This is a genomic window from Novosphingobium sp. RL4, from assembly GCF_035658495.1.
Lineage (GTDB): Bacteria > Pseudomonadota > Alphaproteobacteria > Sphingomonadales > Sphingomonadaceae > Novosphingobium.
Genome location: NZ_CP141944.1, coordinates 1241820 through 1260735, shown reverse-complemented (window position 1 = coordinate 1260735; position 18916 = coordinate 1241820). Strand labels below are relative to the sequence as shown.

General features: G+C 66.1%; 18 protein-coding genes. 14 read left to right on the top strand and 4 right to left on the bottom strand.

The features are described 5' to 3' along the window. Positions 1-23 precede the first annotated feature (23 nt). The 7 genes from U9J33_RS06095 (at position 24) to U9J33_RS06065 (ending at position 8215) form a co-directional block, all read left to right on the top strand. Positions 24-1649 (top strand): hypothetical protein, encoded by a 1626-nt coding sequence (locus U9J33_RS06095; RefSeq protein ID WP_324698583.1) that lies wholly within the window; start codon positions 24-26, stop codon positions 1647-1649. A 131-nt stretch (positions 1650-1780) separates the two neighbouring features. Beyond that, positions 1781-2617 (top strand): glucose-1-phosphate cytidylyltransferase, encoded by an 837-nt coding sequence (gene rfbF / locus U9J33_RS06090; RefSeq protein ID WP_054440260.1) that lies wholly within the window; start codon positions 1781-1783, stop codon positions 2615-2617. Next, the gene (gene rfbG, locus U9J33_RS06085; protein WP_324698580.1) at positions 2610-3758 is read left to right on the top strand and encodes a CDP-glucose 4,6-dehydratase; all 1149 of its coding nucleotides are present in this window, start codon (positions 2610-2612) and stop codon (positions 3756-3758) included. Before rfbF ends, rfbG begins: the two co-directional genes overlap by 8 nt. Next, complete coding sequence (locus U9J33_RS06080; protein ID WP_324698578.1) at positions 3749-4969, top strand: DegT/DnrJ/EryC1/StrS family aminotransferase; 1221 nt, start codon at positions 3749-3751, stop codon at positions 4967-4969. The genes rfbG and U9J33_RS06080 overlap by 10 nt, the downstream gene beginning before the upstream one ends. Then, positions 4962-6221, top strand: a complete 1260-nt coding sequence (locus U9J33_RS06075; RefSeq protein WP_324698576.1) for a class I SAM-dependent methyltransferase — start codon at positions 4962-4964, stop codon at positions 6219-6221. Before U9J33_RS06080 ends, U9J33_RS06075 begins: the two co-directional genes overlap by 8 nt. 23 nt (positions 6222-6244) lie before the next feature. Further along, positions 6245-7231: an NAD-dependent epimerase/dehydratase family protein gene (locus U9J33_RS06070; protein ID WP_165913221.1), complete on the top strand. Its 987-nt coding sequence runs from the start codon at positions 6245-6247 to the stop codon at positions 7229-7231. A 3-nt stretch (positions 7232-7234) separates the two neighbouring features. Continuing rightward, positions 7235-8215, top strand: a complete 981-nt coding sequence (locus U9J33_RS06065) for a glycosyltransferase family 2 protein (RefSeq protein WP_324698573.1) — start codon at positions 7235-7237, stop codon at positions 8213-8215. On the opposite strand, the gene U9J33_RS06060 is transcribed toward U9J33_RS06065, so the two are convergent. Both U9J33_RS06060 and U9J33_RS06055 read right to left on the bottom strand, forming a co-directional pair. Beyond that, positions 8169-8591 (bottom strand): GtrA family protein, encoded by a 423-nt coding sequence (locus tag U9J33_RS06060; RefSeq protein ID WP_324698571.1) that lies wholly within the window; start codon positions 8589-8591, stop codon positions 8169-8171. The genes U9J33_RS06065 and U9J33_RS06060 overlap by 47 nt on opposite strands. Then, positions 8588-9601: an SDR family NAD(P)-dependent oxidoreductase gene (locus tag U9J33_RS06055; RefSeq protein WP_279388376.1), complete on the bottom strand. Its 1014-nt coding sequence runs from the start codon at positions 9599-9601 to the stop codon at positions 8588-8590. The genes U9J33_RS06060 and U9J33_RS06055 overlap by 4 nt, the downstream gene beginning before the upstream one ends. Before the next feature lie 346 nt (positions 9602-9947). Between U9J33_RS06055 and U9J33_RS06050 the strand changes: the two genes are divergently transcribed. Both U9J33_RS06050 and U9J33_RS06045 read left to right on the top strand, forming a co-directional pair. After that, a complete protein-coding gene (locus U9J33_RS06050) occupies positions 9948-10988 on the top strand; it encodes a hypothetical protein (protein ID WP_324698568.1) in 1041 nt (346 codons plus the stop codon). 7 nt (positions 10989-10995) lie between these two features. Next, positions 10996-12123, top strand: a complete 1128-nt coding sequence (locus tag U9J33_RS06045; protein ID WP_324698566.1) for an acyltransferase — start codon at positions 10996-10998, stop codon at positions 12121-12123. Between the two features lie 27 nt (positions 12124-12150). Here the strand turns inward: U9J33_RS06045 and U9J33_RS06040 are convergent, their stop codons facing one another. Beyond that, positions 12151-13965 carry a diguanylate cyclase gene (locus tag U9J33_RS06040; protein ID WP_324698564.1) on the bottom strand — a complete coding sequence of 605 codons (1815 nt, stop codon included), beginning with the start codon at positions 13963-13965 and terminating at the stop codon, positions 12151-12153. A 182-nt stretch (positions 13966-14147) separates the two neighbouring features. Between U9J33_RS06040 and U9J33_RS06035 the strand changes: the two genes are divergently transcribed. Then, positions 14148-14555, top strand: coding sequence for a low affinity iron permease family protein (locus U9J33_RS06035; RefSeq protein ID WP_324698562.1), 408 nt, complete (start codon positions 14148-14150; stop codon positions 14553-14555). A 20-nt stretch (positions 14556-14575) separates the two neighbouring features. Here the strand turns inward: U9J33_RS06035 and U9J33_RS06030 are convergent, their stop codons facing one another. Beyond that, the gene (locus tag U9J33_RS06030; protein WP_054440238.1) at positions 14576-15034 is read right to left on the bottom strand and encodes an Lrp/AsnC family transcriptional regulator; all 459 of its coding nucleotides are present in this window, start codon (positions 15032-15034) and stop codon (positions 14576-14578) included. A 103-nt stretch (positions 15035-15137) separates the two neighbouring features. Between U9J33_RS06030 and U9J33_RS06025 the strand changes: the two genes are divergently transcribed. The 4 genes from U9J33_RS06025 (at position 15138) to U9J33_RS06010 (ending at position 18900) form a co-directional block, all read left to right on the top strand. Continuing rightward, on the top strand, positions 15138-16046 hold the full coding sequence (locus U9J33_RS06025) for a DMT family transporter (protein ID WP_324698560.1): 909 nt from the start codon (positions 15138-15140) through the stop codon (positions 16044-16046). 54 nt (positions 16047-16100) lie between these two features. Continuing rightward, complete coding sequence (locus tag U9J33_RS06020; RefSeq protein WP_054440236.1) at positions 16101-16376, top strand: hypothetical protein; 276 nt, start codon at positions 16101-16103, stop codon at positions 16374-16376. A 168-nt stretch (positions 16377-16544) separates the two neighbouring features. After that, entirely contained in the window at positions 16545-17102 is a 558-nt protein-coding gene (locus U9J33_RS06015) for a hypothetical protein (protein ID WP_324698558.1), read from the top strand. Positions 17103-17310: 208 nt separating this feature from the next. Continuing rightward, complete coding sequence (locus U9J33_RS06010) at positions 17311-18900, top strand: arylsulfatase (protein ID WP_324698556.1); 1590 nt, start codon at positions 17311-17313, stop codon at positions 18898-18900. The last annotated feature ends 16 nt before the right edge of the window (positions 18901-18916 follow it).

The window sequence follows — 18916 nt, the reverse complement described above, 5'->3', positions numbered from 1 at the left end:
AATCGGGAAAGGGGCCTTCCGCGATGACGATGGGCGACGTTCTGCAGGAACGCGAATTGCAACAGGGCGAACGGCCCGAGACGCGGCCGCGCTCGCTCGCAAGGGTGGCGGGCTATGCGCTGCTCGGCGTGCTGTTCGTGGGACTCGCCGGCCGCCTGATGGACTTTCCCATCGGCCGCGACGAGAACCTGTTCATCACCGTCTCGCGCCTCTGGGGCAGCGGCGACATCTACCGCGACTTCGGGTTCAACCACCTGCCCTATCTGCCCTACCTGCTGGGCGGTCTCTACTGGCTGACCGGAACCGGCCATCTCCTCCTGCTCGGCCGCCTGCTGGTGCTGCTGGCCTGGGCGGCGGCAATCACGGCGCTATGGCTGATCGCCCGGCGCCAGCGCGCAGGCTTTCCCGCCTTCTTCACCGCCGCCGTCCTGCTCATGGGCAATGTGCTGCTGCTCGGCGGTCCGGGCATGATGGCCACCAACAACTTCCTGCCGATCCCCTTCGCGCTGTTCGCGCTCTATTTCCTGCTGTGCGGACTGGACCGCGAACGCCCTTCGTGGACCCTGTGCTTCGTGGCGGGGATGATGGTTTCCTGCGCGATCGGGCTCAAGGCGAACTACGTGTTCCTCGCGCCGTTCCTGGCGATGGCGACGATCCTGGCACCGGCGGCGCGGCCGCTGCGCGCGCGGCTGGTCTGCGGCGCCGTCCCGCTGGCGCTGGGCGGGCTGACCGCCGGGATCCCGGTGCTTATCGCGATGGCCACCGATCCCGAGGCCATGCTCGCCCACACCGTGCGCTACTTCACCGAGCTGCAGGCCGCCTACTGGGCCCATTCGACCGAGCCCAAGGTCGTCGGCCTTGCCGCCAAGGTGCTGTTCGCCGAGGATATCTGGACCTCGAACGCCTCCTTGCTGTCCATGGCCGCAATCGTCGCCCTCGTGGCCCTGCCGCTGCTGCGGCGCGGATGGCGCGACGGGCTGCTGACGGTCTGGTCATGGCCGGTGGTGCTGACCGCCGCGCTGGCCGCGATGGGCTTCGTCGTCGCCTTCGTGCCGAGCCCCTCGTTCCCGCAGTATTTCGTGCCGCCGATCCCGTTCCTGGTGCTGCTGGCGGTGCTGCTGCGCGCCCGGATGCTGAGTGAGAACCGCGTGGCCGCCGATGCCGTGCTGCTGTCTCTGGCGCTGCTGGCGCTGCTCTGCGCCGCCTCCCGGCTTGGACCGGGGCTGGTCTCCTTCGCCCGCCCGGCATCATGGGAAGGCGTGGCGGTCCACCGCGAGATGCGCGAACTCGTCCGCCGCGCCGCGGCTTCCTCGAGCGACCGGGTGGCGACGCTCTCGCCGCTGCTCGCAGTGGAGGGCGGGCTCACCGTGCCGCCGGAATTCGCGGCAGGCCAGTTCGTCTACCGCGTGGCCGAATATATCCCCCCGCGCGACCGGCCCTACTGGACCACGACCTCGCCTGCGCAGCTCACCGCCTTTCTCGACGCGGACCAGCCCTCGGCGATCCTGATAAGCGGCGAGGAACCGCTGGAACAACCTTTCGAGGACTATGCCCGCAGCCATGGCTACATCCTGACCCAGGGCACCGGGAACGGCGGCTATCCGCGTCTTTTCCGTAGGCCCGAACGCCCCTTGGAGGCACGCCGGTAACCCTTTGATAGCCGCATTGGCTAAAGCTGCCTAACCCGGATGACCATTTCTCCGACGGCAGGCTCTGCCCTTAACCTTGCCCCATCGACAGGAGAAATTCTCCTGAAAATACCGACGCCGGAGACACGATCATGAAAGTCGTCCTGCTTGCCGGGGGCCTCGGCTCCCGCCTTGCCGAAGAAACGGTTCGGGTTCCCAAGCCCATGGTGGAAGTGGCGGGGCGCCCGATCATGCTCCACGTCATGGATATCTACGATCGCTGGGGTCACAACGACTTCATCGTGGCTTGCGGTTACAAGGCCATGGCGATCAAGAGCTTCTTCCAGGACCTTCACCTCATGTCGAACGACTTTACGGTCGGCATCGGCAATGGCGAAATGGCCCTGCACCCCACCACCAAGGTCGACTGGCGGGTTTCGGTGGTCGACACCGGCCTCGCGACGATGACCGGCGGCCGCCTGAAGCGCCTGCGTTCCTGGCTCGACGACGAGACCTTTATGGTCACCTACTCGGACGGGGTCGGCAACGTGGACATCTCCGCCCTGCTGGAATTCCACCGCTCGCACGGCAAGCTCGCCACGGTCACCGCGGTCCAGCCGCCGGCCCGCTTCGGCAATCTCGAACTCGGCCAGTGCGCGGGCGCGGGCGGCGAGGTGATCGAATTCACCGAGAAGGTCATCAAGTACGAAACCTGGATCAACGGCGGCTTCTTCGTCTTCGAACCGGGTGTGCTCGATTACCTCACCGGAGACGAGGAGCCGCTGGAGCAGGCCCCGCTCACCCGCCTCGCCCATGACGGCCAGCTCATGGCCTACAAGCACAAGGGCTTCTGGCACCCCATGGACACGATCCGCGACCGCGACACGCTGGACAAGCTGGGCACGCAGACGCTGCCGCCGTGGATGGACTTCGAGAACGGACAGCCGGTGCTCAGCACCGACATGCCCACCAAGCTGCAACATGCCTGAGCAAGGCTCACTGGATCAGGCGTTTGCTTCGGTTTACCGGGGCAAGCGGATTCTGGTAACCGGCCACACCGGTTTCAAGGGTGGCTGGTTGTGCCTCTGGCTCAGGAAACTGGGTGCAGAAGTAACCGGGATCGCCTTGCACCGCCCCCCGCAAGGCCCTGACTTATTCCATACGGTCGACCTCGGGGGGCTGGTCGACCACCGCATCGCCGACATCCGCGATGCCGGGGCCTATGCCCGGGCCTGCGAGGGGCTTGAGCCGGACCTCGTGTTCCATCTCGCCGCCCAGGCCCTGGTGCGGCCTTCCTACGACGATCCGGTGGAGACGTTCGCCACCAACGTCACCGGCACCGCCGTCGTGCTCGATGCGGTGCGCCGGATGAAGAGCGTGCGCGGCGTCGTCGTCGTCACCAGCGACAAGTGCTACGAGAACCGCGAGTGGGAATGGCCCTACCGCGAGACCGACGAACTGGGTGGGGCCGATCCCTACAGCGCCTCGAAAGGCTGCACCGAACTGGTCGCCGCCGCGTTCCGGCGCTCCTACTTCTCGGACGCCGCCGGTTGCCAGATCGCCACCGTGCGCGCCGGCAACGTGATCGGCGGGGGCGACAATTCGCTCGACCGTCTGCTGCCCGACGTTGTGCGCGCCACGATCGCGGGCACGGCTGTGACGATCCGCAACCCGGCCAGCGTGCGCCCGTGGCAACACGTGCTGGAGCCGCTGGCGGGATACCTGATGCTGGGTGCGCGGCTTCTTGGAGAGGGTGCGCCGCGCTTTGCCGAAGCCTGGAACTTCGGCCCCAGCGCCCAGGGCTTCATCGACGTCGAGGAAATCGCACGCCACTTCCAGCGGGCCTGGGGGCCCGGCGTGGCGCAGATCGCCTTCGGTCGCCGTACCGACGATCCGCACGAGGCGGGAATGCTGACGCTCGACAGCAGCAAGGCACAGGCCCGGCTCGGCTGGCGCCCGCGCCTTTCGACCGAGGAAGCGGTGACCATGACGGCCGAATGGTACCGCGCCTTCGCGCGCGGAAACACCCGGATGCGCGCCTTCAGCGAGGCGCAGATCGCCCGGTATTCCCACGGGAATGCCGGGAGCACCACCGAATTGACCGAGGGGGAAGCAGCAAGATGCGCGTGAACTATGGCCAGACCGTCCACGGCGAGGAAGAGATCGCCGCCGTCCTCGAAGTCCTGCGGACCTCGACCCAGATGGGTCCGAAAGTGCGCGCCATGCAGGAGCAGGTCTCCGCGCTGTTCGCCAAAGACCACGGGATCATGGTCAACTCCGGCTCCTCGGCGAACTACCTCGCCATCGAGCTGCTGAACCTGCCCGAGGGCAGCGAGGTCATCACCCCGGCCCTGACCTTCGCCACCACCGTGGCGCCGATCGTGCGCTCTCGCCTCGTACCGGCCTTCGTGGATTCCGCGGTCGGCACCTACAACATCGACGTCGAGAAGATCGAGGCGATGATCGGGCCGAACACCAGGGCGATGATGATCCCCTCGCTGATCGGCAACCTGCCCGACTGGGACCGCATCCGCGAGATCGCCGACAAGCACGGCCTCATGGTGGTGGAAGACAGCGCCGATACGCTGGGCGCCACCCTGCGCGGCACCAGCACCGGCACCCGCTCCGACATTTCCACCACCAGCTTCTACGGCTCCCACGTCATCAATGCTGCAGGCAACGGCGGCATGCTCTGCGTCTCGGACGAGGCTCTCGCCCGCCGGGCACTGCTGCTGCGCTCATGGGGGCGCACCAGTTCGCTCTACGTCGATTCCGAAAGCATCGAGAAGCGCTTCAACGTCGCGCTCGACGGGATCGACTACGACGCCAAGTTCCTGTTCGACGAACTGGGCTTCAACGTCGAGCCTTCGGAAATGGGCGCGGCCTTCGGGCTGGTGCAGCTGAAGAAGCTCGATAACAACATCTCGGCGCGCGAACATAATTTCGCTCGCCAGTATGCCTTCTTCAAGCAGTACGAGGACTGGTTCGTCCTGCCGGAACAAATGCCGGAATCACGCACCGGCTGGCTGGCCTTCCCGCTCACCATCCGCGAGGACGCGCCTTTCACCCGCACCCAGATGCAGATCTGGCTGGAAGAGCGCGACGTGCAGACCCGCCCGGTCTTCACCGGCAACATCCTGCGCCAGCCGGCGATGCAGGGCGTGCCGCTCAAGGCGCCGCCGGAAGGCTGCCCGGTTGCCGACGCGGTGATGAAGGGCGGCATCCTGCTCGCCTGCCATCACGGGCTGACCGACGCCCATATCGACTTCATGCACGAATGCTTCGAGGCCTTCGTGCGATCGCTCTCCCCTGCAACGTCCCGCGAGGCCGCAAATGCCTGAATCGATGACCGCCGAGCGTACCCACGCCTCGACCCTCACGACCTGCCGTGCCTGCAAGGCGCCATCGCCTTACCTCTTCCTGCCACTGGGCGACCATGCCCCCGGCCAGATGCTGATCCGCCCCGAAGACCTCGACCGGGAACAGCCTTCCTTCCCGCTCAACACCCAGGTCTGCCTTGAATGCGGGCTGGTGGAGATCGCCGACCAGATCCCGGCCGATTTCTTCCGCCATTACCTCTACGTCCCCTCGGGCGCGGCGCGGATGCACTGCCACTTCTCCGATTTTGCGCGGGTGCTGTCCGACAAGGCGCGCGGCGGGCTGATCGTCGACATCGGCAGCAATGACGGCCTGCTGCTCGCCGCCTGCAACCTGCTGGGCTGCACGACGCTGGGCTTCGACCCGGCCGAGAACATCGCCGCCATGGCCGCCGAGCGCGGCGTGGAAACCCATATCGATTACTTCTACCCCGCCTCGGCGGAACTGGTGCGGGGCCAGCGCGGCGAGGCAAAAGTCATCGTCACCACCAACACCTTCAACCACATCGGCGACCTCCACACCTTCATGGAGGCGATCTGCATCCTGCTGGCGCCGGACGGGACTTTCGTGATCGAGGTTCCCCGCGCCAAGGAGTACATCGACCACACCGAATTCGACAATATCTACCACGAGCACGTCTCGGAATTCAGCCTGTTGTCGATCGCGAAGCTGGCGGCGTTCTTCGACCTCGAAGTGACCGACGCGCTTTCGCTGCCCGACATTCACGGCGGTTCGATACGCGTGTTCCTCAACCGCAAGGCCGCCGGCATCGCGCCCTCGCCCGCAGTGGCGGAAATGCTGGAGGACGAACTGTCCGGCGGCATGCTGGAGCAGGCCACTTACGACCGGCTGGCGCTCGACGTCGCGGCCATGGGCGTGGACATCCGCACCATGCTCGACGAAATGAAGGCACAAGGCCTGAAGATCGCGGGTTACGGCGCCTCGGCGCGGGGCAACACGCTCATCACCCATTTCGGGATCGACAGGCGCTATCTCGATTTCCTGGTGGACCGCAACACGCTGAAGCACGGCCTCTATTCGCCGAACACCCGCATTCCGATCCGGCCGGTCCAGGCCATCGAGGAGGAGCAGCCCGACGTGCTCTTCGTGCTCGCCTGGAACTTCTTCGACGAAATCTTCGAGCAGCAGGCGGCCTTCCGGGCGCGCGGCGGCAAATTCCTCGTTCCGCTGCCGATTCCCCGGATCGTCTGCTGACTCCAACACCGGAGGGCCTGAGTGTGCGCAATGCCGTCTCGCTGCTGACCGGCGCCGGGGGCTTCATCGGCGCACACCTGGCCCAGCGGCTCGTCGCCGCGGGCGACCCGGTCCATGTGATCGTCCGCCCCTCGACCTCGCTGGCGCGGCTCGCGCCGTTCGTGGACCGGCTGGTCGTGCACCGCATCGACCTTGCCGACCGCGCCGAGATCAGGCGCTGCCTCGCCGGGATCCGCCCGCGCCGGGTGTTTCACCTGGCAGCCGAAACGCGCCTGCCCGCCCAGCCCTCCTTCGCCGCAGCGCGGGCTGCGGCCGGAACCTACCTCCAGCCCGCGCTCAACCTGCTGGAACCGCTGGCGGAGCTAGCCGAGCCGCCGGACGTGGTGGTGCGGGCGGGCACCATCGCCGAATATGGCCGGGCGGAGCTGCCCTATTCCGAGACCCGCCGCGCTTTCCCCACCACGCCCTACGGCGCGGGGATGCTGGCCACTACCGACAGCATCGCGATGCTCGCCCCGCTCATGCCGTTCCCGGTGGTGACCGCGCGCCTCGCCCTCTGCTACGGCCCCGGCCAGGCCACCAGCTTCCTGATCCCGGCGCTTGTCGAGGCCTGCATGGCGAACCGGCCGATCACCGTACAGCGCCCGCTCGACCGGCGCGACCTGCTGCACGTCGACGATGCCGTCGATGCCCTGCTGCACATTGCGCGGATGGCGCCCCGGGATTTCGGCACCGTCAACATCTGCACCGGCATCGCGCCCACCATGGCCCAGGTCGCGCAGCGGATCGCCGCACTGGCCGGCTGCGCTCCCGGTATCGTGACGCTCCGCCCCGCACAGAGCACCGAGCCGGGAAGCGGCGGACAACCGACGGAACTGCGCTCCGATCCGGCACGGGCGCGAAGCCGGCTGCGGTGGGAACCGCTCATCGGCTTCGAGGAAGGGCTGCGCCGCACGGTCGCCGCCCACCGGCAACTCCAGCAGCAACATATCCAGATGAAGGCGGGGTGACGGGTGAGCAGCGAAGCGAAGACACTGGTTTCCATTCTTGTTCCCGCCTTCAACGAGGAACTCAACGTCGTGCGATGCTACGAGGCGATCGTGCGCACGTTCGAGAAGCTGCCCGAATACCAGTACGAGATAATCGTCACCGACAACCATTCGAGCGACCGCACTTTCGAACTGCTGGAAGAACTGGCCCGCCGCGATTCCGCGCTCAAGGTCATCCGCTTCTCGCGCAATTACGGCTACCAGCGCTCCCTGCTCTGCGCCTACAAGGCCGCGGCAGGCGCCTGTTCGATCCAGCTCGACTGCGACCTGCAGGACCCGCCCGAACTGATCCCCGAGATGCTGAAGCTCTGGCGGGTCGGGCATCAGGTGGTCTACGGCATCCGGCGCACGCTGGCGGACGGCTTCATGGTGGCCACGCTGCGGCGGGCCTTCTACCACTTCATCTCCTGGATCAGCGACGACGACCTGCCCGTGAACGCCGGGGAATTCCGTCTCGTCGACCGCCGTATCCTCGTGGAACTCCAGAAGGTGGACGATGCCTCGCCCTACTTGCGCGGGCTCATCAGCGCGATGGGCTTCTCGCAGGTTGGTCTCGAATACGACCGGGGCGACCGGGTGGCCGGCGAAAGCAAGTTCCCGCTCAAGTCGATGATCTCGCTGGCGGTGGACGGCGTGCTCAACCATTCGCTGATGCCGCTGCGGATCGCCTCGATCTCGGGCATCGTCATCGGCGTGCTCAGCCTGCTGCTGACGTTCACCTATCTGGTCGGGCGGGTGCTGCTGGGGCAGACCTGGCCGGCGGGTTTCGCCACGACCACGATCCTGCTGCTCATGTCGATCTCGATCAATGCGATCTTCATGGGCATCCTGGGCGAATATGTCGGGCGGCTGTTCCTGCAGGCCAAGCCCGGCACCAAGCCGATCGTGGAGGAACGGCTCAACTTTCCCGAAGTGATCTCTCTGGTCGCGCGCGAAAGACCGTGAGGCGGGTCAGCACGAAGAGCACGCCCGCGTAGACGCAGATCGCCAGTCCCTGCACCAGCGCGCTGCGTTCGAAGCCCGCGGCGCGGCCCATCGCCACCACTGCGAGATTGGCGGCATAGGACACCAGAAAGGCCGCGGCGTAGCGCAGCCCCTCGGCAGCGGTGGCGCGGTGGCGGGCGCGGAAGGTCAGGTGGCGGTGCAAGGCGTAGGAGATCGGCAACCCCATCGCGAAACCGGCAAGATTGGCGGCATAGTCTCCCAGCCCCGCATGAAGCCAGCCCAGGATCAGGCCATAGCCGATGGCGGTGTTCGCCGCGCCGACCAGCACGAACCGCGCGGCCGTGGCCGCTTCCCGGCCCCAGGCGGAACGGATCATCGGGCCTCGGTCCCGGCGGGCTCCACCGCATGGAATTCCCGGTACCAGTCGGCGAAGCGCTGCAACCCCTCTTCCAGCATGACGCGGGGATGATAGCCGCAGATCGCGTGGAGCTTGCTCACGTCGGCGAAGGTCGCGGTCACGTCTCCAGGCTGCATCGGCCGCATCACTTTCTCCGCCTTCCGGCCGAGCGCGGTTTCGAGCGCCTCGATCATGTCCATCAGCCCGACCGGGCGGCTGTCGCCGATGTTGAGCACGCGGTGCCCCGCGGCATCATTGTCGAGCGCGCCAAGAATGCCGTCGACGATATCGTCGATATAGGTGAAGTCGCGCGCCATGCGGCCTTCGCCGTAGACCTCGATCGGCTCCCCGGCCAGGATCTTCCGGGTGAAGCCGAAGTAGGCCATGTCAGGCCTTCCCCACGGCCCGTAGACGGTGAAGAAGCGCAGCCCGGTCTGCGGCAGGGCGTAAAGGCTGGCATAGGCCTCGCTCATCAGTTCGCACGAACGCTTTGTGGCGGCGTAGAGCGAGACGGGCGCCACGGCCGGATCATCCTCGGAAAAGCCTGCCCCTGCCAGCGGACGGTCGCCGTAGACCGAGCTGGAGGAAGCATAGACGAGATGCTCGAAGCCGGGAGCATGGCGGCAGGCCTCCAGCACCGAGAGATGGCCGGCCAGGTTGGAGTGCTGGTAGGCGAAGGGGTTCTCGATGCTGTAGCGCACCCCGGCCTGCGCGGCGAGATGGACCACCCGGCGCACCCCCCGCCCCCGCACGAGCGCAGCCACCGCCGCCGCGTCGGCCACGTCGATCCGGTGGAATTCGAAGCCGGCCATCCCCTCGAACGAGGCCAGCCGGGCTTCCTTGAGCGCCGGGTCGTAATAATCGTTCATCACATCCAGCCCGATCACCTGTTCCCCGCGTTCGAGCAGGCGATGCGCGGTGGCGTGGCCGATGAAGCCGGCGGCCCCGGTTACCAGGATCGGACTTTGGGCAGAAGCGATGGAGTTCAAGGGCTGATCCTCGTGCGCGGGCCGGATGTGGCCTTGTCCGCCGCGAGGGTGGGCATCCGCAGGGTGCTCGGCAATCACCCGTAAGCATGAACCGCGCGGTCATTCGGGGGTGCCGCAAGGTCCGTCCGGCTTAACGGCCCGCTGCGCCAAGCAGACCTACGTCATAACCTAGACTTTCGGGGGAGCCGCAGGCGATTCATGGCAATTGACCCATCCCCGCGCGCCATGTTCTTTCGTTAGTGTTCAGGGTGTTGTCCGGCAGGATCGCCCCGGGACCAGATAAAAGGGTCACTCCGCCGTCAGTCCGTTTTTCCGGCATTTCCGCGGAGCAAGCAGGGAGCGCGACGTGCAGGAATCGGGTACAAGACCACTTGTCCATATCGGATTCCACAAGACGGCCTCCACGCTGCTCCAGAACGCGCTGTTCGCCCGTCCGGACCTCGGTTTCGAGCGGCTGGAGAACGATCGCCACCACGTCCAGCTCGACTTCGTGAAGCAGGGTGCGTTCGACGGCCCCTCGCCCGACCGGATCGAAAGCTACCGCCGCCGCGCCCGCGAGGCGCAGCGGCGCGGCAATACGCTGGTGGTCTCTCACGAACGCCTGTCCGGCTATCCCGGCTCGGCCGGCTTCGATGCACCGCTGATCGCCGATCGCCTGAAGGAATGCCTGCCCGACGCGCGCATCCTGGTTTTCATCCGCGAACAGCGCTCGATGATCTTCTCGTACTATCTCCAGTACATCAGCGACGGCGGCTCGCTGTCTTTCAACCGGCTGGCCACGCCCCTGCAATGGACCCTGTACCGCAAGCCCGAATTCGATTTCCGCACGTTCGCCTACATCCAGTGCATCGAGTACTATCGCCGCCTGTTCGGGCCGGAAAGCGTGCTGGTCCTGCCGTACGAGGCGCTGCGGACCGATCCCGGTCGGGTGGCGCGGGAGATTTCCCAGTTCTGTGAACAGAACCCCTCGCTCGTTCCCCTCGACATCTTCGGGGAGCCCGCGAACGAGGGGATGCCGATGCTGATGCAGATCCTGCGCCGGCCGCTCAACGCCCTGTTCAACCGCAACCAGCTTGCCCCGAATGCCCCGCTGCTGTTCCCGCCGTTCGATCGCAACTACCGCAAGCTGCGCCCCCTCTTCGCGTTCACCCGCATGCTCGAGGGGCCGCTGCGGCGGCGGCTGATGCGCCAGATCGAACTGGCCGTGGGCGAACGCTATGCCGAGAGCAACCAGCAGCTGCAGCGCATGACCGGCTACGACCTGCGCCGCTTCGGCTATTGCCTGCCCGCACCTGCACAGCCCCAGCAGGACCTGCCCCCGATCGCCCTAGGCGGCAGGGCGAGAGCGCGCGCAGCGATCCCGGCGCGCGCCTCCCGGCCGGCATGACACGGCCATGACCGACGCTTCCGCCATTGCCCCGCCGCTGAACCGCACGGCCGCCGGGGAACCGGACCGCACCACCGGCACGGCGCCCGGCAAGAAGGCCGGGGCGAACTTCAATCCCACCGTCCACGGCCTGCGCGGCGTGGCCGCGTTCATGGTGTTCCTTGCCCATGTGCTCGGCGGGGTCGGCGAGAACGTCTATTCCGCCGATCCCGGCTATCTGGCCGCGACGACCGCGCCCTGGAATTTCGGACGCTGGGGCGTGTGGCTGTTCTTCGTGATCAGCGGCTACGTGATCCTGCCCAGCGTGATGCGCTACACCCCGCGCGAGTTCGCGCTGCGGCGGTTCTTCCGGCTCTATCCGCTGTTCCTCGCCTTCTCGCTCCTGTTCATCGCGGTCAACGCCGCCAGCAACGCCTTTCCCGACCTGAACAGGATCGGCACGATCATTCCCGCCCTGTTCATGGTGAACCTGCTGACCCATACCGAGCAGCTCACCCCGAACGCCTGGAGCCTGAGCTACGAAGTGCTGTTCTATGCCATGGCCTGCCTTACCGTGCATGCCGCGATCCGGCGGCGGGACCGGGTCATGACGGTGCTGCTGGTCCTGTGTTCGGCATGGCTGGTGAGCCGTTTCCCGGCCATGGCGTTCTTCCTGGCCGGGATCGGCGTGCGCCTGCTGGACGACCGGCATATCCACCTGCCCCGCGCCTGGCGCCCGCTGTTCGAGATCATCGCCTTCGCCGGATGCCTGGTGTTCGGATCGGTGCAGCACTACGACTTCGGCCTCAGGGACGTTGACAATCCGCTCGCCTACGGCACATTCCTGTTCACCGCCGCCTACTTCTACATGGCGATCGCGCCCGGCAGCCTGACCTCGCGCCTGCTGGATCGTCCCTCGATCTTCTACCTCGGCACGGTGAGCTACAGCCTCTACCTCGCCCATCCCTATACCTATTTCGCCACCCGGCAGCTCTTCGTCCACATGGGGTGGTTCGGGCCGAACTGGCCGCTGTCGCTGGTGTTGTTCTTGGCCGCGGCGATCCCGGTGACGCTGCTCTTCACCCATTTCGTCTACCGCGCGCTGGAGCGCTATCCCTACCGCTGGTTCTTCCACGAAAGGGTGTTCCACCGCTGAGCGCGGCGGACCGGAGAAGGTGGCCAGTCAGTTCGCCGGAACGGCCTGCCCCGGATCGCGGCGATCGACCGCGGCAACCACGCGATCCCGGCCTTCCTCCTTCGCCCGCAGCAGAGCCGCATCCGCCTTGGCGATCAGCGCATGGGCGGGCACATGCGCAGGATAAGTGGCCAGCCCCATCGAGACAGTCACCCGGCCGAGCGATGCGCCGTCATGGACGAGCGTCATCCCCGCTATACGCTCCTGGATCAGCCGTGCCCGCTCCAGCGCGCGCTCCTCGTCGAAACCGGGGAGCAGTAGCAGGAACTCCTCGCCGCCGTAGCGGAAGGCCACGCCTTCCTCGCGCACGGCATTGTCCAGCACGCCCGCCACCGAACGGATCGTCAGGTCTCCGGCATCGTGGCCGTAACGGTCGTTGAGCAGCTTGAAATGGTCGATATCCACCATCAGGCAGCTGAGCTGCGTCCGGGCGGCATCGGCCTGGGCAACGTGGCGGCGCAAGGTGTCCGCCAGCTCGTGGCGGTTGCGCAGCCCGGTGAGGGCGTCGAACAGCGCCTTCTCGTGCAAGGCATCCCGCAGCTTGAGATTGGCGAGCGCCAGCCCCACCGTCTCCGACATCAGCTCGATATAGGCTTGGATGTTCTCTCCCGGCCCGTGCGTCTCGGCCAGGTTCTCCAGCACCAGCAGCCCGATCGTCTCGCCCTGCGCGGTCAGCGGCACGCATACCGTTGCCGAGGCCGCATCGGGCGTGACGTGCTTGCACGGCACGTCCACGATATCCCCGCCCGGCATGTGCGCCTGCCCGCGCCGCAGCGCCCAGCAATCGTCCGGGGTGAAGGCGGCGTCGCTGCCGTGGGGCGATTGCCACTCGGACGCGCAGGCCATCATGCCCAGCCGGTCATCGAGGGTGTAGAGCCGCCCGGCAAGGTTCGGTGCGATCTTCGGTGCGAAAAGGCGCACCACCTCGAACAGGTCCGCCACGGATTCGCAGCCCTGGAGGCGCTGGGTCATGCGGGAAAGCAGGTCGCGCACATGCCAGTCCGCGTCGCGCTCCCGTTCCAGCCGCTGGCGCTCTATGCCGTTCTCGCGGAAGATGCGGATGGCGTGAGCCATGTCGCCGATCTCGTCGATCTGGGAAAGCTGGGGCGGCTCTACCGCATAATCCTGATCGGCCAGGCGGTTCACCACGTCGCTCAGGGTGGTGACCGGCTTGAGGATACGGCGCTTGAGCACGAAGCCCAGCACGAAGAGAAACAGCAGCGCGGTCACGCCCACCATGACTTCGGACACCGTGCGCAGCCGCTGCGAGGCCGTACTGGCATCCTCGATCGTGCGGTCGGATCGCTGGTCGAGCATGTAGCGGAAGCGGCCGAGCAGGAAGTGGACGCGTTCCAGCTCGCGTTCGTACTCCGCGCCAAACACGATCCGCCGGGCGGTGGCATCGTCGCCCGTCTTCATGGCGGCGATGGCGGCCTTCTGTTCGTCCTGCAGGGTTTCGGCCCAGCGCAGCCCTTCAGCCAGAGAGCGCAGTTCCTCCTCCTTCGCGCCATTGTCCTTGAGCCGGGCGACACGCTGCTCGACCGGGCCGAGCGCCGCGAGGGCGTGATTGTAGACGATCTCGTGGCTGGGGTTACCGGTTACCGCATAGAGCCTTGCCTGGTCGGTCAGCTGGGCCTCGTCGCTTTCCACCTCGAAGGCGAGCGCGTCGAACCGGTCGCGCTGGATCACTGCCTCGCGCTCCACCCGGTCGGCGTTGGACGCCAGGACCATTGCGATACCGGCGGCGATGGTGAGGCATACCGTCGCCCCATAAGCCCAGTTGGTTATCGTCGCTATGCGCATGCCATGATCCCGCCCCACCCAGCTGCTCCGCCGGTTCTGCTCCGTGATGATCCTAAGCGGACGAACTTGCCAGTCCGTAAAGCAAGATTTCCGTGAGAGTTCCCCGAGGATAGCTCCGGTCCGGAGGCGGAACATCGGCTCCCGTCCGGGCGTTTCGATGAAGAACACCGCAGGAGCCCTCCATGCGCAAGACTTTCACCGTTTTCGCCAACGCCGTCGCCGGAGCCGCGGGCAAGGCGCAGACTTTCATCATCGCGCTGCTGATCGTGGTTGTCTGGGCCTTTTCCGGCCCGGTCTTCAAATGGTCCGACACCTGGCAGCTGGTCATCAATACCGGCACCACCATCGTCACCTTCCTCATGGTCTTCCTCATCCAGAACAGCCAGAACCGCGATGCCGCCGCCTTCCAGGCCAAGCTCGACGAACTCCTGCGCGCGGTCGAAACAGCGCGGGACGATTTCATCGGCATCGAACACCTCAGCGTGGAGGAAATCGAAAGCCTGCGAAGGATGCTGGAAGAGCAGACCGGTGAGTGCAAGGACGGGCACAAGGCCCATGCCAGCGTCGAAAGGTTGCTCAGCCGTTATTGAGGCGGCGTGAGCAAGCGGGCTCAGGCCGGCGGAAGCGGCGCCGAACGCTTAGGGTGCTGCATCACCACCAGCGTCTTGAACGCCTTCACATGCTCCTCCCCGTGCAGCACGCGCCGGGCGAAACCGTCGTAATGCTCCATGTCCTGCGCGACCACCTGGAGCACGAGGTCATGGTCCCCGGTGACGTACCAGACATCGATCACCTCGCGCGCCTGCCGCAGCCGGGCCACCAGGTCGTCCACCACGCGCACCTTGTCGGTATCGAGCGAGACCAGCACGATCATCTTGACCAGCCATCCCATCGTCCGCGGCGATACCAGCGCCATCTCCCGCTCGATCGCCCCCTGCTCCCGCAGCGCCCGCACCCGCCGGTAGCAGGCCGGAGCCGAAAGCCCGACCGCCTCCGACAGTTCGGGCATGGAGATTCGCGCATCGCGCTGAAGCTCGGTGAGGATGCGCAGATCGAACGCATCGGGCATTTGCGGGAACTCCGATAAAGATTATCGCCGAACCCGCATCATAGACCGCATTTATCGCGCCTCGACGATAAAAATCCCGCCACCTCGCCATCAAGGGATTTCCATGGTCGTCCGCCGTCTCGCCGCCAGATCTTCTTCCAGCGACTTTGCACCGCTTGCCGCGGTGGCGGCGGCGATGGTCTCGATCTGCTGGGGCGCCTCGGTGGCCAAGACGCTGTTCCCGCTGATCGGCCCCGCCGGAACGACGGCGCTGCGCCTTTCGCTCGCCGCCGTGATTCTGTGCTGCGTGTTCCGCGTCTGGCGCCTGCCGTTCGACCGGACGATCCTGCGCGCGGCCCTGCCTTACGGCGTGGCGCTGGGCTGCATGAACATGCTGTTCTATTTCGCGATCCAGCGCATTCCCCTCGGCATCGCGCTTGCCACCGAGTTCACCGGCCCGCTCGCAGTGGCCACTTTCGCCTCGCGCCGACGGGTCGATCTGGCGTGGATCGCGCTGGCGGCAGCGGGTCTCTGCCTGCTCCTGCCCCTCGATTTCTCGCGCGATGCGGTCGATCCGGTCGGCGTGCTGCTGGCGCTCGGCGCTGGCGTGTTCTGGGGTGCCTACATCCTGATGGGCAAGCGCGCGGGCGAGGCGCTGGGCGCGGCCGCACCGGCCTACGGCATGACCATCGCCGCCCTGGTCGCCCTGCCGTTCGGCGTGGCGCAGGCAGGCGCGACCTTGCTCCAGCCGCATGTCCTTGCCGTCGCGCTGGTGGTTGCGATCTTTTCCAGCGCGATCCCCTATTCGCTGGAAATGTTCGCGCTGCGCCGCCTGCCGACCAAGAGCTTCGGCGTGCTGACCAGCGGCGAACCGGCCGTGGGCGCGCTGGCGGGCGCGCTGCTGCTGGGCGAGATGCTGCCTTTTGCCAAGTGGATCGGGATCGCCGCCATCGTTGGCGCCACCATCGGCACCACGCTGACCGCGCGCCCCGATGGCGATGATGATACGAAAGCTGTCGGTAGAGAGGGCTGATCCCGGCCCCACGGCTTGCGTGTGGGTGCGATTGCGCGCATTCGTCACTGCATCATGCCGCAAGCCCCCGATATCCAGCTCGCCATTTTCTCCCAGGCCGTCGACGCAGTAGGCGGCCAGCGCGCGCTGGCCCGTCACCTCGGCATCGCCGAACGCGACGTGCGCGACCGGATCTCGGGCGACACCCCGCTCGATTACGCGACGCTGCGCGAAACCGCCCGGGCCCTGATCGCCCATTCCGACATGTGCCGCCGCCTCGAACGCAAGCTGTCCCCGGCCTTCAGCGAAAACCTGACCGACGAACAGATCGAGGCGCTCAGCAAGTCCTGACGAGCCCGCCTTCCGGTCGGAGTTGCCGACGCGGGAGGCAATGGAACGACGAATAGGCAGCGGAAGCGGGATTTCCGTCGATCCGGCTCCAGTCCGAATTGAGCGGCACCCCGCTCCTCGGTAAATTCCCTTTATGTCCCGGACCCTTACCGCTCACACGCGCGCCTGATGCGCCGAATCGCCTCGATCCTCGGCTCGCTGGCCATCGGTCCGGTGATGGCGGCGGCGGGGATCGCCGGCCATGATCGCGCCCTGACGGTCGCGGGCGCCATCCTCTTTGGCACCGCATCGGTTCTATGGCTGTTCGTCTGGGGATCCGGGCGAGGTGCGGGCCGGAGCCCCCGGCGCACCGGCCCGGTCGCCCGCCTGTTGCGCAGCGCCACGCCCGAACGCCGCCTCGACGCGCCGGTCGCCCGCCTGCTCAAGCTGCGGATGCTGGCCGAGCTCGACAAGACCGGGCCCTGGGCGGTGGCGGGCATGGCGGGAGACCCCGAATCCTGCCGCTTTGCCGATGAGATCCGCGCTTTCATGGCCTTCAGCGGATTTCGGATGGCCCCGGATGGGCTCAGCGTCATCCTGCCCCCTTCCCCGGTGGTGGGACTGGCGATCGTCCCGCCTGACCCCGGCTCGGAACCGCACGGCCAATGCTGGTACTTCGTGGTCGGCGAAAAGCCCGGACCGGACCGCATCCTCCGGCACATGGCCCTGCGCCTTCTGAAGCCCTGAACACGGCACCGGCCGCCGCCGCGCCACTCCCCTGAGGGAGAACCGCGGGAACTCAGGCAAAATGCGCACCGGGCTCGGGGTTTTCCCCGATAGCTGACAGCCCCCGCCCCGGACAAAATCATTGCAATCTTCATGGGTTGGAGATGAGCGCAGCCGGTGGGCAGGTTCGCCGGACAGCGCTCAGGCTCAAGCAACAGGGCATTACGCGATGAAGCAATTCGCCGACTTCCGCAGAGGCATCGGACGCGCAGCACTGGCGCTCGCACTGGTCGCGGCAGCCGCCCCTATGGCACATGCCCAGTCGGGCGGCGGCGATGCCGGCCACCCCAATATCCTCATCATCTACCCCGACGATGTCGGCTGGTCGAACGTTAGCGCCTACGGCAACGGCGTGATGGGCTATACCACGCCCAATATCGATCGGCTGGCCAGGGAAGGGGCAATGTTCACCGAACATTACAGCCAGCCATCCTCAACCGCCGGCCGCGCATCGCTGATTACGGGGCAATATCCTATCCGCTCCGGCATGACCTCGGTCGGCCTTCCGGGATCGCCGCTCGGGCTGAAGGCCGGATCGCCCACCCTGGCCGAATTGCTGAAGGAACAGGGCTACGCCACCGGGCAATTCGGTAAGAATCATCTCGGCGACAGCAATTCCTCCCTGCCCACGGTCCACGGATTCGACGAATTCTACGGCAACCTCTACCACCTGAACGCCGAGGAAACGCCCGAACAGCGGGATTATCCCAAGGACGCTGCCTTCAAGACCAGGTACGGCCCCCGCGGCGTGCTTCACAGTTGGGCCACCGGCACCGATGACCAGACCGTCGACCCGCGCTTCGGCAAGGTCGGCAAGCAGAAGATCCAGGATACCGGCGCGCTTACGATCGAGCGCATGAAAAACATCGACCAGAACTTCATCGATGCCAGCCTCGATTTCGTGAAACGCGCAAAGGATTCGGGCAAGCCCTGGTTCGTCTGGCTCAATCCCAGCAGGATGCACTTGTTCCAGCATCTTACCGACCAGAACCAATATCTGGCGCAGGATGCCACCATGTCCGACGACATCTACGGATCGGGCATGATCGAGCATGACATGCAGGTCGGCGCGATGCTCGAAAAGCTGAGAGCGATGGGTGCGCTGGAAAACACCATCGTCATCTGGTCCACCGACAACGGCCCCTCGCATAACGCCCGCACTTACGGTGGCACCACACCTTTCCGGGGTGAGAAGATGACCACTTACGAAGGCGGCGTCCGCGTGCCGTTCATCGCCTGGTGGCCGGGCCACATCCCCGCCGGCCAGGTGAAGCAGGGCATCCAGGCCAACATGGATGTCTTCACCACGCTTGCCGCCGCCGCCGGCATCCAGGACCCCGTCGGGCGCGTCCTGAAGGAAAAGAACCAGGTGATCGACGGGGTGAACAACCTCGACTGGTGGGAAGGCAAGTCGGACCATTCCAACCGCAACAATTACATCTACTACGAAGGGAATGAGATCAGGGCCGTCCGCCTGAACCAGTGGAAGATGCACTTCGCGACTTCGGAAGGGTTCTTCGATGCCTGGAAGGAACTCAAGTTCCCGATGGTCATGAACATTCACTTCGATCCGTACGAAACGTTCGATACGGTCACTGATCTGACTTATGGAAACGAACGCAAGCAGTGGCTCATGGGGCCGATCCAGGATCTGCTAGCAGCCCATATAAAGTCACTGACCGAACATCCGCCGCTGCAGATCGCCCCTTCGTTCAATCTTTCGAAGATGACGGAAAAGCTCCAGACCGTCTCGAATTGAACGGCAAGCCATCAAC

What these genes read in the sequence shown, in the direction of transcription:
- U9J33_RS06035 (WP_324698562.1), top strand. Translation starts at nt 14,148, where the DNA reads ATGCGCAAGACTTTCACCGTTTTCGCCAACGCCGTCGCCGGAGCCGCG.
- U9J33_RS06020 (WP_054440236.1), top strand. Translation starts at nt 16,101, where the DNA reads ATGCCGCAAGCCCCCGATATCCAGCTCGCCATTTTCTCCCAGGCCGTC.
- U9J33_RS06030 (WP_054440238.1), bottom strand. Translation starts at nt 15,034, where the DNA reads ATGCCCGATGCGTTCGATCTGCGCATCCTCACCGAGCTTCAGCGCGAT.
- rfbG (WP_324698580.1), top strand. Translation starts at nt 2,610, where the DNA reads ATGCCTGAGCAAGGCTCACTGGATCAGGCGTTTGCTTCGGTTTACCGG.
- U9J33_RS06045 (WP_324698566.1), top strand. Translation starts at nt 10,996, where the DNA reads ATGACCGACGCTTCCGCCATTGCCCCGCCGCTGAACCGCACGGCCGCC.
- U9J33_RS06010 (WP_324698556.1), top strand. Translation starts at nt 17,311, where the DNA reads ATGAAGCAATTCGCCGACTTCCGCAGAGGCATCGGACGCGCAGCACTG.
- U9J33_RS06095 (WP_324698583.1), top strand. Translation starts at nt 24, where the DNA reads ATGACGATGGGCGACGTTCTGCAGGAACGCGAATTGCAACAGGGCGAA.
- U9J33_RS06015 (WP_324698558.1), top strand. Translation starts at nt 16,545, where the DNA reads ATGCGCCGAATCGCCTCGATCCTCGGCTCGCTGGCCATCGGTCCGGTG.
- U9J33_RS06080 (WP_324698578.1), top strand. Translation starts at nt 3,749, where the DNA reads ATGCGCGTGAACTATGGCCAGACCGTCCACGGCGAGGAAGAGATCGCC.
- U9J33_RS06025 (WP_324698560.1), top strand. Translation starts at nt 15,138, where the DNA reads ATGGTCGTCCGCCGTCTCGCCGCCAGATCTTCTTCCAGCGACTTTGCA.
- U9J33_RS06075 (WP_324698576.1), top strand. Translation starts at nt 4,962, where the DNA reads ATGCCTGAATCGATGACCGCCGAGCGTACCCACGCCTCGACCCTCACG.
- U9J33_RS06040 (WP_324698564.1), bottom strand. Translation starts at nt 13,965, where the DNA reads ATGCGCATAGCGACGATAACCAACTGGGCTTATGGGGCGACGGTATGC.
- rfbF (WP_054440260.1), top strand. Translation starts at nt 1,781, where the DNA reads ATGAAAGTCGTCCTGCTTGCCGGGGGCCTCGGCTCCCGCCTTGCCGAA.
- U9J33_RS06060 (WP_324698571.1), bottom strand. Translation starts at nt 8,591, where the DNA reads ATGATCCGTTCCGCCTGGGGCCGGGAAGCGGCCACGGCCGCGCGGTTC.